This is a genomic window from Microcoleus sp. PH2017_24_DOB_U_A (genome assembly GCF_020738205.1).
Lineage (GTDB): Bacteria > Cyanobacteriota > Cyanobacteriia > Cyanobacteriales > Microcoleaceae > Microcoleus.
In genome coordinates, this window is record NZ_JAEQCT010000067.1 from 49,223 (window position 1) to 64,026 (window position 14,804).

Below are 14,804 nucleotides of genomic sequence, written 5' to 3' on the forward strand. Positions count from 1 at the left end.
AGAAATACAAATCAGACTATTCATTACTCCAATCCTCTTCCTTCTAGGTAGAGGTCGCTCTCAAACTGTCAACTGTCAACTGTCAACTGTCAACTGTTGAAGGGTATTTCTAGTTTTAGTGGATTGGTGTAAGGTTGCGATCGCTCGTTTAGACTCTGATATTATACCTATTGTATTAGCCCATCAAGGGAGAGCGGGAATTATTAAGTGTCTGATTGTTATCGATCGCTTTTGAGTGTTGCGGGTAAAGGCGATCGCTCTTGAATCGGATAGCGGCGTTGGGCGATCGTTTGTGTTAACGTTAAACTGCGATCGCCAGGTGCCGGATGAGTCGATAACAAAGCAATATCTAAACCAGATTTTCGCGCTAATCGCTGGAAAAAGTCTGCTGCGCCCGCTGCGTGCCCGTAATGGGAAACCAGCAGTTGTAAGCCAAATTCATCGGCTTGGGCTTCCTGACTGCGAGAAAATTGGGCTTTGCTTAAATTGGAAGCGATCGCAGCGGCAACATTCACCAACCCACCTCCATCGCCTACGAACACCGCCACCACAAACTGTAACGCCAATCCCCGTCCAATTCCCCGCAAATGATCGCGATGGGCGAAATGACCCAACTCATGACCTAAGATCATCATCAACTCGTTTTCCGATTCCAATTGCTGTATTAAACCCCGATAAACAACTATTGTATCTCCAGGTAAGGCTAGCGCGTTTACAGTATCATCGGGAATGTAAAGTAGGCGATAATTGCGATCGATATTTTTTTGTTTAGGTAATTTAGTTTCCAGGCGATCGAGAAGTTGATTGAGGGTATCTTGTGCTGGAGAAGATTCCGCAAGACTTTCATAAGCTGGGATAACTAACGCCCCCAAACGCTGTTCGAGTTCGGGGGGAATTAATAAAATCAGCCCATCTACCAGTTTGAGGCTTCCCCAAAGCAATAAACATCCTATGGCTAAAAAGATTCCTAATAAGGTTAGCAGTTGCCTGTTGCTTGTGGGTGGATTGCGATCGGTCATTCGATTTTAGATTTTAGATTTTAGATTTTGGATTGACTTGCGTGAGTTTGTAGGGTGCATCGCTACGAGTTATTGAATAGCAGTGGCAGATTATATGGCGACGCACCTTACACGGAATTTCCCAAAATTGTGTGTACCAAATATACATGGAATATGCTGTATATAAAAGCACCAAACTAATTGTTCTTTGTCGGTCGGAAGGGATTTAAAAAATTAATCAGAGGAAACAGATTGCGAGACTGTATCCACAGTTTCCCCTGTCCACTGAAACGACAAACTAAGCCTTCTCCACCTAAAATTCCCGTTCTCAAATTTTTCCAGGATAGTCCGCCCAGGACTTCAACATCATACTTCAGCGTATCCTCAAAGGCAACGATATAACCGGTGTCCACGATATAACTTCCATTGACTGGAATTTCCAGAATTGCGCCATAGGAATTAAACCAGATATCGCCTTGTCCAGTTGCTTTGAGAAAAAACAATGATTCGCCACTAAAGAAACCTTTTAATCCCTGAAATTTAGTATCAAGGTCTACAGTAGAACTCGATGCCACAAAAGCAGAAGATTGCAGCATCAAGCTATTGCCATCGAGGTGATAATGTTGAATATCGCCAGGAACTCCAGGGGAAACGTAAAGTATTCCAGAACGTTCCGGCGAAGTAAATTCGCTGATAAACAAAGACTCACCTGCTAACATTCGCGTGAGGCCTTTCATCAAACCTCCTTTGACTTTTGATTTCAGGGTGATGTGACTATCCATTGCTGCCATTCCCGAAGATTCTACCAACACCGTTTGGTTGGCAGGAATTTTGAGTTTTAGTTGGGCATAGGATGGAGAATGTTCGATTGTATATGAGATGTTTTTAGGCATATAAGTTAGTTGACAGTTGACAGTTGACAGTTGACAGTTGGCAGTTGGCAGTTGACAGTTGACAGTTGGCAGTTGATAGCTCAATAACGTTCAGTTAGAATGATCGTTGCGAGGAACACTTTACATGAATGCGATGTTTTATGAGGGTGTATTTCAGTTTGGCAAATATGTCTGTAGGGGCGAAGCATGACCGCAATCAATATGAAATTATAATTAATAACTTATATGCGGTCATGCTTCGCCCTCTTCAAAAACCAGATGCACCCTTTTATGAAAGCAATCTCCGTTTATGTTTTGCATATCGCGAGTCTCCACGCTTGCTACCTGGGAGGTAAACGATTGCCGACGGCTTGACCGAATGCTGTGGTATTGTGGGTTTGACAGAACAGGCGACCGTTACCTTTAAATCGACAAACTAAACCTTCTCCACCGAGAAATGCACTCACCCAACTACTTCCTGGGGGCTTAGTAATTTCAAACTTTAAACTTTTCTCAAAGGCGACAATATGACCTGTATCAACAATGTATTCTCCTTTGACTGGAACTTCGTAAATTGCGCCGAAGGAACTCAATAGTACATCTCCTTGACCCCCCATATCTAGCCAGAAAATACTTTCTCCAGAAAACATCGATTTGAAGCCTTGAAAACCCAAGTCAATATTAACATCTGGTGTGCTAGCTAAATAAGAACCTGCTTGTACTACTAAGCCACTTTTGCCCATTTGATAGTGCAGCATATCGCCCAACATTTTGGGTGCTAAAAACAAGGTATTTTCCGGTGTTGGCGATCGAAATACACTTAAAAATAGCGACTCTCCGGCAATCATGCGTTTGAGTCCGCCGAAAATACCGCCACCTTTGCCTTGGCGCAATGTCGTACTTGCTTGTAGATTGCCACTCATCGCCACCATTGCACCTGCCTCAGCAACGATTTCTTCACCGGCATTTAGAGTGATTCGGGCGATCGTGCTATCGGGTTGTTGTAAAAGTTCAATTTTCATAAGTAGGTACTAGGTAATGGATATATTCGCTCGCAAGTCAAACTTTACTTGATAAAAATTGCACCAAACCATCGATACTTCTGGATTGCAAGTAAATTGTTCCTTTACCCGTCACTTTATTCACAAACCCTTCCCCGGATGTAATCGAACCTAATAATCCGCCTGCCATTTTTATCGACATTTTCATTCCCGATTCGTAAGCTACTAAATGCCCTGTATCGACAATGAAGTCACCATTGATTTGCTTGCTAGTCAAACCACCATAGGCACCAAAAAATACTGTTCCCTGTCCGCTGGCTTGCAATTTAAATAAGCCTTCTCCCGAAAACCAACTGGCAAATCCAGCCCAGCGCACGCCTAATTTGATATCGGGGGTACTGGCAATATAAGCACCGGGTTGAAAACAGAGGTTATTTTCATAGACTTGAGCTTCGGCAATATCTCCGATTGTAGATTGAGAAAGAACGACTTGGAGAGACTGCCGTGTTGGATTGATAAATCGATTGACGAACAGCGATTCACCACCAAAAAACTTTTTCAATACACCTGACAAAAAACCTCCATTAAATTCTGTTTTCATTGTGAGTGCTGCATCCATTGCTATCATCGCTCCTGATTCAGCAATAATGCTTTCTCCAGGTTCGAGTGTAAGAAAAATTGTGGCAAAGGAAGGTTTATAACGAATGTCGATATCCACGATTTTGGTTTCCTGTTGTGTAACAATAACTAAAGGAAGTGAGAATTGTAGGTCTACGCTTTTAGTTTACTACGATTGAATGAGCCAACTGTTGCGTTCTTCAATAATTTTAACATATTGCATAAGGGGGCGGGTTTATGTAGATTGTTTGTTGGTATTAAATATTATTTGTAAAACCCGCCCCCGCCCAAGGACATCATTGCTAGTTGGAACTTTTTGTCTTTTGAATCATCTCCTCTATTGTTTCGGTTTCGCCAATTTCATAAAGACAAATCAGACCATCCTCAATGGTAAAGATTTGATGAATTGTTGCATCCGCAAGCACATTGCATTGCAAATCTTTAATAATTTGATGAACGGTGACAATGTTCCGATTGTTTTCGTCAGTCTCGAATTTTAACGTTTCAAGCTCCGGTTGAATATCCTTAAATTGATTTGTCCAATATTCGCGCACCGCATCGCGTCCATAAACGAAACCGCCTTCCACTCCGTTCGCCCATTTCACGTCTGGGCGCATCAACGAGATGATTGTTTCAATTTCGCGTTTGTTAAAAGCATCGTATAAATTTTGCAGAAACTGCTGATTTGAATTCATAATTGTTCACCATTACGAAGTTTCCATTCAATTAGTTTCCCCAGCGAGCGGGAACACGTCAACCTACCAAAAGTAAAGGTCGGGAGATCCTAGTTTCCATTCAATTAGTTTCCCCAGCGAGTGGGGATCCCTCGATTATAAACCCCATACAGCGCAACGTGTCCAGAGGCTATTTGCGAGGACTCCCAAAAATCTCTGTACAAACAACCTCTCATCTACAGAAAAAATCCCTGAAACCCTTACAGGGCAATATCTCGAAGGCTCCGACGAACTTCCGCCATCCTAGCGATTTTTGGCAGCCCTCGCAAAATTACCCGATCGCCCACCGCCCCGCCACATCGACTAGATATAATAAAATCTGTCCCCTTATCCCCACAAAGTCCGTGACTGTCACACCCCTGCGTCTCACCACAGAAACCACCGAAACCACCGCCCAACGCCCCGACTCCCTCGGTAGATTTGGCAAATTCGGCGGCAAATATGTCCCCGAAACCCTGATGCCGGCTTTATTTGAGCTTGAAGCGGCTTTTCACAAATACCGCAGCGAACCGGAATTTCAACAGCAACTTCAAGGATTACTTAAGGATTATGTCGGCCGCCCCAGCCCATTGTATTTCGCCGAACGCCTCACGGAGCATTATGCTAAACCAGACGGCACTGGCGCCCAAATTTACCTCAAACGCGAAGATTTAAACCACACTGGTGCTCACAAAATCAATAATGCTTTGGCTCAAGCATTGCTCGCAAAACGCATGGGTAAAAAGCGCGTAATTGCTGAAACTGGTGCTGGCCAACATGGCGTTGCTACTGCCACTGTTTGCGCTCGTTTCGGTTTAGAATGCGTTGTCTACATGGGCGTTCATGACATGGAAAGACAGGCTTTAAATGTGTTTAGAATGCGCTTGATGGGTGCTGAAGTGCGACCCGTGGCGGCGGGTACGGGAACGCTGAAAGATGCGACTTCTGAAGCGATTCGCGATTGGGTGACAAATGTTGAAACAACTCATTATATTCTTGGTTCGGTGGCGGGGCCGCATCCTTACCCGATGATGGTGCGCGATTTCCATGCAATTATCGGTCAAGAAACTCGCAGTCAGTGTCTAGAAAAATGGAATGGTTTGCCAGATATCTTATTAGCTTGTGTGGGCGGCGGTTCTAATGCTATGGGTCTTTTTCATGAGTTTGTTGGGGAAGAAACTGTGCGGTTAATTGGTGTTGAAGCGGCGGGAGAAGGTGTGGATACGGATAAACACGCTGCTACTTTGACTAAGGGAACTGTGGGTGTTCTGCACGGGGCTATGAGTTATTTGTTGCAGGATAATGAGGGTCAAGTCATCGAGCCGCATTCGATTAGTGCGGGTTTGGATTATCCTGGTGTGGGGCCGGAACACAGTTATTTGAAGGATGCTGGCCGGGCTGAATATTACAGTGTAACCGATCAGCAAGCTTTGGATGCTTTTCAACGGTTGTCGCAGTTGGAGGGGATTATTCCGGCTTTGGAAACTGCTCACGCGATCGCCTATTTGGAAACTCTCTGTCCGCAGTTAACTGGCAGTCCGCGCATTGTCCTCAACTGTTCGGGACGGGGTGACAAAGATGTGAACACTGTGGCGAAGGTTCTGAATATCTAGTTTACCGGAATTTCGGGCGATCGCCCTGTAGGAATGGTCAGACGGCGGTTTCAACCGCGTCTATATAAATGATGTCCGCCTCCGCCGACTTAGAAGATAACGTAATTTTCATCATCCGTTCTTCAACCCGCGGAGGCGGGTTTTGTCTGTGTAGCCGCGGTTTCAACCGCCCGGTCTTCTTTATCTTTAATAGTTCATGTACAAACCTTTGATTTTAATGTCTCTAGGATTCCTGGCAATCCTACCTAATTGTACTCAACTCATTCCTACACAATCGCTCCCAGAAACTTCCATGAATACTAATATTGCTGCTACGAGTTCAATTGCTGAGTTAGAAAAAGCTGTTAACCAACAGATCAATCAATATCGAGCCTCGAAAAAGTTGCCGCCGCTGACTGTCGATCCGCGAATTAGTCAGATAGCCAGAATTCACAGCGAAAATATGGCAAGTGGGAAAGTTAAATTTAGCCACGATGGATTTGAAGGGCGGGCGAAAGCAATTACTGTTCCCTATCAAAGTGTAGCTGAAAATGTTGCTTACAATTTTGGCTACAGCGACCCGGTTGGCAATGCTGTTGAAGGTTGGATTAAAAGTGACGGCCACCGCAAGAATATCGAGAGTCAATTTAATTTGACTGGTATTGCGATTGCCAAAAATGCCAAAGGGGAGTATTATTTTACTCAGCTTTTTGTCCGTAGTCGATAAGAAGAAGGAAGAAGGAAGAAGGAAGAAGGAAGAAGGAAGAGGAAAGAAGGAAAGATTAATTATCGATTCCCGATTACCGATGCCCGATTACCGATTACCGATGCCCGATTACCAATTACCGATTACCAATTACCGATTACCAATAACCAAGAATGGAATTTCCAGATTTTCAAGTGTGCGATCGCGATATCTCCGATGATCTGCTATCTTATTATTTGACGGCGGAGGCGATCGCCGTTGATACGGAAACGATGGGTTTGATGCCCTGGCGCGATCGCCTGTGTTTGGTGCAGTTGTGCGATCCGCAAGGTAAAGTGGCGGCGGTGCGGATTGCTAAAGGCCAGACGGCGGCGCCAAATTTGAAAAAGCTCATGGAAGCTGAAAATATTGAGAAGGTATTTCACTTTGCGCGCTTCGATCTGGCAACAATGCGTTACAATTTAAGTATTGACATTGCACCTGTTTTCTGCACAAAAATAGCTAGCAAGTTAGCCAGAACTTATACTAACAGACACGGACTTAAAGAGTTAATCCAAGAGTTGGAAAAAGTAGAACTCAATAAAACTTCTCAAAGTTCGGATTGGGGAAATTCCGAGCATCTTTCTGATGACCAATTGAGCTACGCTGCTAACGATGTCCGATATTTGCTGGGCGCTAAACAAAAGTTGACTGCTATGTTGCAGCGAGAGGAACGCTGGGAAGTTGCACAGCAATGTTTTGGGTGTTTGCCAGTTTTTGTAAGTTTGGATTTGTTGCAGTACGATAAGATTTTCGAGCACGGTTCATCTTAGGTGCGATCGCACAACTGCACTCACATAGGTTTGTAGTGAGGAATGCGAGTCCTTCTTCAGATTTTGGATAAGGAAGGACTCGCATTCCTCACTACGAACCTAATTATTATTATTTATTTGATCGGGCTAGATTTGAGTTAAAGAAAGTTCAAAACTTACAACTATTTCTAATTAGAAATCCTCGGGATTCTGTTCTTGCATCAAAGCTTCAAGTTGGTCGTCAACATTTCTGACAACTTGTTCCAAAGCGGGTAAACCTTCCAAAGGTAAAGGAGAAAGCCGAGTGCGATCGCGAATTTGATTCACTTTCCGCTGCAATTCTTTGGCCAGTTGCAGTGCATCTCGACTCAGAGTAGACAATTGCTGCTGCTGGTAAAACCTCAAAGCTGCTCCCCGCAAGACTTGCAGCGTTGCTTCTTCCTTGCCACCCACGGGCATTACTCGCAAGCGCAACAGCAAATGAGTTTTTCCATAGATGCGTTCTACTTCGACTTGTTTGGGATGTTCCACCGGGGAAACAGGCATATCTGTCAGCCGTTTCAACTCGTCGATGACTTCTTGAAACAGGAAGGGAGAGAGACCTTCGAGGATCGATTTCAAAACGCCGTCTTGACTCCAAAGAATCCTACCTTGGGACTGGTGTCTCTCAAAAAACAGCCTACCGATACCGTCTACGAGCACTCTACCGAGCAATTCTTGCAGCAGTTGGGGCGCGGGTAAAGTTGCCAAAACTTCGACGGGGCTTGACAAGTGCACGGCCTCGACATCCAAAACCGAAAGTTCTGTCGGCGTCAGCAAAACCTCAGCATCGGGAGGTTTCAACCGATCGGGAACCCGAATGGAGGGTTCGGGTACAGACAGCAGGGTGTCTGCTTCGGAGCTTGATGTTGTTGGTGCGGGATTTATTGGTGTTGGGGCTGGTATCGGTGTTGGGGCTGGTGTGGTTTCTGTCAGGCTGGGTTCTCTGACTTGGTTCCCGTGGAGCAAGTAAGCTGAGAGCATCGAACGCTGAGTTTCCGGGGCAATTTGCTCCGTTGTCACCGAGCAATTCATGTATGCTAAAATCCGCTGCACGTAGTCCAAAGCGGAGTCATCTTGCACATCGACTACGCCCAATTTAAATAGATTGCCTTCTAGAGATAAAGGCAAAACTTGATAGTAAAGGCAAGCTTCAAAGGGAACAACTGTATCGATTAGTTGAAATATTCGATCGGAGTCCATTGTAGTCGCCGAGTCTGTTGAAGATGTATGTACCATTAGCTTCTCTGTAGTCGGAAGCGCGATCGCGCTATACCAACCTGATTTATAAAATTAAACCATGCAACTTCCCTGACGTAGCTAGGCATCTGAAACCCGGAAGCTTTTATGAAAGAAAAATATTGGGTCTCAGAATTTTCTCTCTTCTGTATTCCAGTCTCAAATTCTACAGAAAGATTGACAACTAGATGATCGCGGGCGGACTATCGACTAACTATCATTTATCGCCCAAGATTGATTCCTATGGCTGGCAAAGATAGAATTTTGTCTGAATGCCCAAGTATGACAGATACACCAGAACTGATGATTGACGTGCAACTGCTGAACTGAGGATTGGTTAAAAAATCCTGAAGAGTCGATCGTCCTACTAATATCTTACTCCACAAAGTTCACGGTGAGCATCCCCGATCGCGAGCGTCAGTCAATTTGAGATTTGAGATTTGAGATTTGAGATTGACTCCTCTAGATGAATCTGGGATGTGGATCTTTGGTCTAAAATTTGGGGATCAGCGCGATTTAAGTACGTGGGACGGTATCCGTTTTTGGGTGAGATCGCGGCAGCACGCGCGATATCCCGATCGATATTACCTGATTCGATCGCGCGGTTTCCACGGGGAAACTCGCAGCAAATCTGGCTGTTCGGGAATTGATTTGTAGCGCGAATTCGGAAAATTCCTACCGCCAATTAACAATTAGCAATTCCCTCCGCTACGCTTCGCCCGCCACTCATTACCAATCTACTCGTTTCGGAGGGATTGAGCAGCTAAATAGAGTTTGCTCCACTCGCCGATGACTTGATTGGTTTTTAACTTTAATTCAGAGGCGATCGTCTCTACACTTTTCCCTGCTTTGAGCGATTCTATCAACTGTCGCTGCACCGGCGTGAGATCTTGTAAATATTGCTGCCACTGGGCGGGAGTCAAGCCCAAACTGTGTTCTTTGAGCGAAATTTCCAGCCAGTTAGCGACTAATTCTGGTGCTTGTTTGACTGCAAACACCCGAATCGCGTGGTAACTGACTTTTTCTCGCAAGCGGTAAATTTGTTTGACTGGCACCTTCAAATCCTCAGCAATTGCCTCTTGGGAACGGCCTTGCAGGTAAAGCCGCAGCCATCGCGAAGCCAGCGGATCGACTTCAGCAGTCAAGTAATGCTCAAATTCTTGTTGGACAATCTGCCGCTGAGTTTGCCGTTCTTCCCAAGCTTGATGTTCTCGATAATCCGACATCGCCTGTTCGTCTAGCAAGCTGAGCGGTTCGTCTGTATCGTCAGGCAGAACCTGTTCCGACACCAGCCGCACCCAATCTCCCGCCGGGACTTGCGTCAACCCGCCCCGCTGGGAACGCCGCAGGTAGTTGACGAAGCGGTACACCAGCAGCGGCTGGTTGCGGATCGGCCGCAAGCAGTATTCTTCAGTGCTCGCTAGCAGCAAAGCATTTCGCAAGCGTTTATCTGTTGTGCATTCGGCAATCCAGGCGACTTGCTGCTGGAGGTAGCGATCGGAATTCAGCATTTCCTGAATCACTTCTTGCAGTACCTCTACCGCACTGCGCTGTCTGTCGCGCGAGAGAGAAACCCACGCTTGGATTTTTTGCCGGAGCACCACCAAACCGCCCAGGCGCCCGATCAAGTTGCGGTAAGCTCTTTCTGGCGCTACTCCCAGATAGCGCTGCTGCAAAATTCGATATAAAAAGTCGATCGCCCCAGAAGCGACAGCGAGTTGAGTCGGATTTAGAGTGTCAAATCTTTCTGGCTTGTCTCCCAACAGCCAGCGAACAACACTCTCGCGAGTGCTAGAGCTCTCGTCGGGGCAATCTTGTTCGAGTCGCGACTTCCAATCTTCTGCTAGTCTTTCCGCCAAGGTCATGAGCTGCTGAGAATATCTTTCACCCCCGATTTTAAGTGCTATGCTGATCATTTGAGTGTTTTTTAGCTCTAATCAGACCTGTGACCGGTAAAATAATTCTGTGATGTTATTATCGCGATCGTCATTCCAGGCTTTTTTGATTGCCGATCGCTAATTTTTGTAATAATTGAACTGGCAAATGAATTGCCTCTTGACAAAAAACCATAAATTTGTTATGTAAAGGTTTTCTGTCAACTAACGCACTCCCCAGCCGATTACCAATTACCGATTACCAATTACCAATTACCCATTACCCATTACCAATCCGTAGCTCCCTCACTTCACAATTTCTATATGCCTAACTTTTTATTAGAACTCGGTACCGAAGAATTGCCCGCATCTTTTGTCGCAGGCAGCGTCCAACAGTGGCAGGAACTCGTACCTGCAACTCTGGCAGAACAATCTTTGACAAATGAATCAATTAATGTATACGCAACTCCGAGGCGTTTGGCCGTTCTTGTTAAAGGACTGCCACTCAAGCAATTAGACAGAGAAGAAGAGGTAAAAGGGCCGCCCGCAAGTTCGGCTTTTAAAGATGGCAAACCCACGAAAGCAGCCGAAGGTTTTGCGAAAAAACAAGGCGTAGAAATCGATGCTTTGGAAGTTCGCGCTACCGATAAAGGCGATTTTGTGTTTGTTCTCAAACAGATTCCGGGGCGGATGACGGCGGATATTTTGGTCGAACTTGTGCCGCAGTGGATTAACAAGTTAGAAGGCAAAAGATTTATGCGGTGGGCTGACGGAGATTTGAAGTTTCCGCGCCCGATTCGATCGATCGTAGCGCTGTTTGATGATACTGTACTGGCGATCGCATTGGTCAGCGGTTCAGATACCGTCAAGAGCGATCGCATTTCCCAAGGACATCGGGTGTTGCACACCCCCCCTACACCGGAGATGGGGGGGGTCTCGATTCCGCAAGCCGAGGATTATGTCGAGTGTCTGCGGGCTGCTGGCGTGGAAGTCGATCGACAACAGCGCAAAATCCAAATTCAAGCACAAGTAGAAGCCGCCGCCACCAAACAAGGCGGTTACGCCGACATTACCGAAGATTTGTTAGAAGAAGTCACCGACTTAGTAGAATGGCCCAACGCCGTAGTCGGCAAATTTGACGACGGTTTTTTGATGTTACCGCCGGAAGTAATCACCACAATTATCGTCACCAACCAGCGCTATTTTCCAATTCTCAAAAGCCCAGAATTCCCCGAACTCCTACCCTATTTCATTACAATTTCCAACGGCGATCCGGCAAAATCGGCGATTATTGCCGCAGGTAACGAGCGAGTCGTGCGGGCGAGATTGGCAGACGGTCAGTTTTTCTACAAAGCAGACTTGGTAAAGCCTCTAGAGGATTATTTGCCAAAGTTGGAGACGGTCACTTTCCAGGAAGATTTGGGTACAGTGCGCGCAAAGGTCGATCGACTGTGCAAGATTGCCTCTCTCATCACCAAGCAACTGCAAATCACCGCCGCAGAACAAGCTTACATAGAAAGAGCAGCATTGCTTTGCAAAGCCGACCTTGTAACCCAAATGGTTTACGAATTTCCCGAAATGCAAGGAATTATGGGTCAGAAATACGCCTTAGCTTGCGGCGAACCGGAAGCCGTAGCAACAGGAATTTTCGAGCATTATTTGCCCAAAGGTGCGGGCGATAATTTGCCGCAAACTCTCACAGGTCAAGTTGTCGCAATCGCCGATAAATTAGATACATTAGTCAGCATCTTCGGCTTAGGAATGCTGCCGACTGGTTCCTCCGATCCCTTCGCCCTGCGCCGCGCCGCCAATGCAATAACTAACATTATTTGGGCGTCTCAGTTGCCAATCAATTTGCACCAACTACTTGCAGAAGTTGTCGCAGAATTTACCGCGGTGCGCCCCCAAACATCGGCGGAGTTGCTATCGCAATTATACGAGTTTTTCCTGCAAAGAATTCGCACTTTGCTGCAAGAAGAAAAGAATGTAGATTATGATTTGGTGAATGCAGTTTTGGGAGAAAACGACCCAGAATATACTGAACGAGCATTAAGAGATTTGTTGGACGCGCTGGAAAGAGCAATTTTCCTGCAACAAATCCGCAATGACAAGACTTTGGATCTGATTTACGAAACAGTCAACCGTTCGACTCGTTTGGCGGCTCAAGGTGATTTGGATAAGGTAGAATTGGAACCGAAAACGGCGGTGAAACCCGAGTTATTTCAAAAGTCTTCCGAACAAGCTTTTTACGATGCTGTGGTGCAGTTAGTGCCGCAAACGCTGCTATCGAAGCAAACTCGCAATTACCAACAGTTGGTAGATAGTTTGACGGAGATTGCTCCGGCTGTGAGCAGCTTTTTTGACGGGCCAGAAAGCGTTTTGGTGATGGATTCTGACCCGGAAATTAAGCGCAATCGCTTGAATTTACTGGGTTTGTTGCGGAATCACGCGCGGGTGTTGGCTGACTTTGGGGCGATCGTCAATCGATTTTAAATTTTTAAGGTACGTTGTTGCGCTTCAGCGCTCTTTCCTGCGGGATCATCTCATTTTTGTAAAAAGCATTTTTTCTTTGAGGTGCTCGCACTATAATAAATGCAAAACTGAGATACTCCCCTTTCATACATAGATGAAAGAGCGCTTAAGCGCAACAACATACCTTTTTTCGTAAATTAAGCATAATGGCCAATAGGCAAAAATTCATGCAAGGTTAAGATATAAACTTAGAAAACCAGGGAAATTCGCTCCATCACACACATAACGTATGCCGATCGCTCATATAATTGGATTAGGAAAATCAGGGATTGCCGCCGCCAGACTGCTCAAACGCGAAGGATGGGAAGTAACGCTGAGCGATCGCTCATCGGCCCCAAACTTGCTCGAACAACAACAGGAACTAGCTAACGAAGGCATCAACCTAGAATTAGGTAAATCTTTTGAACCTGACAAATCCATAGAATTAGTAGTAGTAAGTCCGGGCGTTCCCTGGGATATTCCAGCATTAGTACGCGCCCGAGAATTGGGAATTGAAACAATCGGAGAAATGGCTCTCGCATGGCGCTATCTCAAATCTCCTTGGGTAGCAATTACTGGTACTAACGGCAAAACTACAACTACTGCTTTAATTGCTGCGATTTTTGCCGAAGCAGGGCTTCATGCTCCCGCTTGTGGCAACATTGGTTATGCTGCGTGCGAATTAGCTGCTTCCGAGAAACCGCCGGATTGGGTAATCGCAGAAATCAGCAGCTATCAGATAGAATCATCGCCGTCGGTAGCGCCGCGCATCGGAGTTTTGACGACTTTGACGCCGGATCACCTCAGCCGCCACAAAACTTTAGAAAATTACTACAACATTAAAGCCCATTTGCTAAAAAATTCGGAATTGCAAATCATCAACGGTGACGATCCTGGTTTGCGGCAGCAAGGAGTTGACATTTGGCCGGATGCGTGTTGGACGAGTGTCAAAGGTGAAAAAGATTTGTTGGGAAAACACGCTTTTGGAGCGTACATCGAAGACGGTTGGGTAATCGCTCAAGGTGATAAAATTTTGCCTGCTGAGTCTTTGCGGATGGTGGGCGAACACAATTTGCAAAATTTGTTGATGGCGGTGGCGGCTGCTAATTTGGCGGGGATAGATAAAAGTGCGATCGCCCGGGCGATCGCGAAATTCCCCGGAGTGGCGCACCGCCTCGAACACATCCGCACCTGGGAAGGCATAGATTTCATCAACGACAGCAAAGCGACTAATTATGATGCGGCGGAAGTTGGGTTAGCTGCTGTCAGCGCGCCGGCGATTTTGATTGCGGGCGGCGATCCCAAAGAGGGCGATGATAACGCTTGGATTGATACAATCAAGGCGAAGGCTGTTGCAGTGCTGTTAATTGGGGATGCAGCGGGCCTTTTTAGCGATCGGCTAGAACAAGCAGATTATAACGCTTGGGAAATCGTCGAAACAATGGAAAGAGCCATTCCCAGAGCCGCAGAATTAGGCAAACAAAACAAAGCTAAAGTCGTACTGCTTTCGCCAGCTTGCGCCAGCTTCGATCAATACCAAAGCTTCGAGCAACGCGGCGATCATTTCCGTCAATTGTGTCTCGAATCGCTTCCCAAAAAGTAGGGCTGCATTACGCGATATCCGCAGGGACACGGCAATGCCGTGTCCGGTGCTGGAACCTACAACTTTATAAACAGGCCATCCCTCAAACACTCTTCCAAATATCCTTAATTTTTGCCTGCTGTTCCCATTCCAGCTCATCAAAAACTAGCATCATTTCCTCATGAGTGTAATCAATAATAATCGCAGCCAACTGAGCCACCGTTTTCGCTTCCAGCAGCGCTAGTTTCAATTTAGTCATTACTTCTTT

The 14,804-nt window shown here is 46.0% G+C and carries 15 protein-coding genes; 7 read left to right on the forward strand and 8 right to left on the reverse strand.

Annotated features, from left to right (window positions below; translation table 11 throughout):
• Positions 1-218: 218 nt before the first annotated feature.
• The 5 genes from JGK07_RS19400 to JGK07_RS19420 all read right to left on the reverse strand — a co-directional run bounded on the left by JGK07_RS19400 (position 219) and on the right by JGK07_RS19420 (position 4,184).
• Positions 219-1,019: a M48 family metallopeptidase gene (locus tag JGK07_RS19400; RefSeq protein ID WP_293241515.1), complete on the reverse strand. Its 801-nt coding sequence runs from the start codon at positions 1,017-1,019 to the stop codon at positions 219-221.
• Positions 1,020-1,195: 176 nt separating this feature from the next.
• Positions 1,196-1,891, reverse strand: a complete 696-nt coding sequence (locus JGK07_RS19405) for a TIGR00266 family protein (RefSeq protein ID WP_293177961.1) — start codon at positions 1,889-1,891, stop codon at positions 1,196-1,198.
• A 320-nt stretch (positions 1,892-2,211) separates the two neighbouring features.
• Entirely contained in the window at positions 2,212-2,892 is a 681-nt protein-coding gene (locus tag JGK07_RS19410) for a TIGR00266 family protein (protein WP_293177867.1), read from the reverse strand.
• A gap of 37 nt (positions 2,893-2,929) precedes the next feature.
• The gene (locus JGK07_RS19415) at positions 2,930-3,589 is read right to left on the reverse strand and encodes a TIGR00266 family protein (RefSeq protein WP_293177870.1); all 660 of its coding nucleotides are present in this window, start codon (positions 3,587-3,589) and stop codon (positions 2,930-2,932) included.
• A 202-nt stretch (positions 3,590-3,791) separates the two neighbouring features.
• On the reverse strand, positions 3,792-4,184 hold the full coding sequence (locus JGK07_RS19420) for a nuclear transport factor 2 family protein (protein ID WP_293177873.1): 393 nt from the start codon (positions 4,182-4,184) through the stop codon (positions 3,792-3,794).
• A gap of 383 nt (positions 4,185-4,567) precedes the next feature.
• Between JGK07_RS19420 and trpB the strand changes: the two genes are divergently transcribed.
• From trpB to JGK07_RS19440, 4 genes are all read left to right on the forward strand, one after another.
• Positions 4,568-5,815 carry a tryptophan synthase subunit beta gene (gene trpB, locus JGK07_RS19425; RefSeq protein WP_293177876.1) on the forward strand — a complete coding sequence of 416 codons (1,248 nt, stop codon included), beginning with the start codon at positions 4,568-4,570 and terminating at the stop codon, positions 5,813-5,815.
• Between the two features lie 292 nt (positions 5,816-6,107).
• On the forward strand, positions 6,108-6,521 hold the full coding sequence (locus JGK07_RS19430; protein WP_293177880.1) for a CAP domain-containing protein: 414 nt from the start codon (positions 6,108-6,110) through the stop codon (positions 6,519-6,521).
• Positions 6,505-6,720, forward strand: coding sequence for a hypothetical protein (locus tag JGK07_RS19435; RefSeq protein WP_293177883.1), 216 nt, complete (start codon positions 6,505-6,507; stop codon positions 6,718-6,720). Before JGK07_RS19430 ends, JGK07_RS19435 begins: the two co-directional genes overlap by 17 nt.
• Positions 6,674-7,312 carry a ribonuclease D gene (locus JGK07_RS19440; protein WP_293177886.1) on the forward strand — a complete coding sequence of 213 codons (639 nt, stop codon included), beginning with the start codon at positions 6,674-6,676 and terminating at the stop codon, positions 7,310-7,312. Before JGK07_RS19435 ends, JGK07_RS19440 begins: the two co-directional genes overlap by 47 nt.
• A 171-nt stretch (positions 7,313-7,483) precedes the next feature.
• On the opposite strand, the gene JGK07_RS19445 is transcribed toward JGK07_RS19440, so the two are convergent.
• Positions 7,484-8,569 carry a hypothetical protein gene (locus JGK07_RS19445; protein ID WP_293177889.1) on the reverse strand — a complete coding sequence of 362 codons (1,086 nt, stop codon included), beginning with the start codon at positions 8,567-8,569 and terminating at the stop codon, positions 7,484-7,486.
• Between the two features lie 447 nt (positions 8,570-9,016).
• On the opposite strand from JGK07_RS19445, the gene JGK07_RS19450 reads away from it, so the two are divergent.
• Entirely contained in the window at positions 9,017-9,226 is a 210-nt protein-coding gene (locus tag JGK07_RS19450) for a hypothetical protein (protein ID WP_293291007.1), read from the forward strand.
• Positions 9,227-9,306: 80 nt separating this feature from the next.
• Here JGK07_RS19450 and JGK07_RS19455 read toward each other — a convergent pair whose 3' ends face one another.
• The gene (locus JGK07_RS19455) at positions 9,307-10,485 is read right to left on the reverse strand and encodes a HetZ-related protein 2 (RefSeq protein ID WP_293177894.1); all 1,179 of its coding nucleotides are present in this window, start codon (positions 10,483-10,485) and stop codon (positions 9,307-9,309) included.
• A 282-nt stretch (positions 10,486-10,767) separates the two neighbouring features.
• Here JGK07_RS19455 and glyS point away from each other — a divergent pair, with 282 nt between their 5' ends.
• Complete coding sequence (glyS, locus tag JGK07_RS19460) at positions 10,768-12,936, forward strand: glycine--tRNA ligase subunit beta (protein WP_293177897.1); 2,169 nt, start codon at positions 10,768-10,770, stop codon at positions 12,934-12,936.
• A gap of 268 nt (positions 12,937-13,204) precedes the next feature.
• Positions 13,205-14,557: a UDP-N-acetylmuramoyl-L-alanine--D-glutamate ligase gene (gene murD, locus JGK07_RS19465; protein WP_293191221.1), complete on the forward strand. Its 1,353-nt coding sequence runs from the start codon at positions 13,205-13,207 to the stop codon at positions 14,555-14,557.
• Between the two features lie 82 nt (positions 14,558-14,639).
• On the opposite strand, the gene JGK07_RS19470 is transcribed toward murD, so the two are convergent.
• Entirely contained in the window at positions 14,640-14,795 is a 156-nt protein-coding gene (locus tag JGK07_RS19470; protein ID WP_293177903.1) for a hypothetical protein, read from the reverse strand.
• Positions 14,796-14,804: the final 9 nt, after the last annotated feature.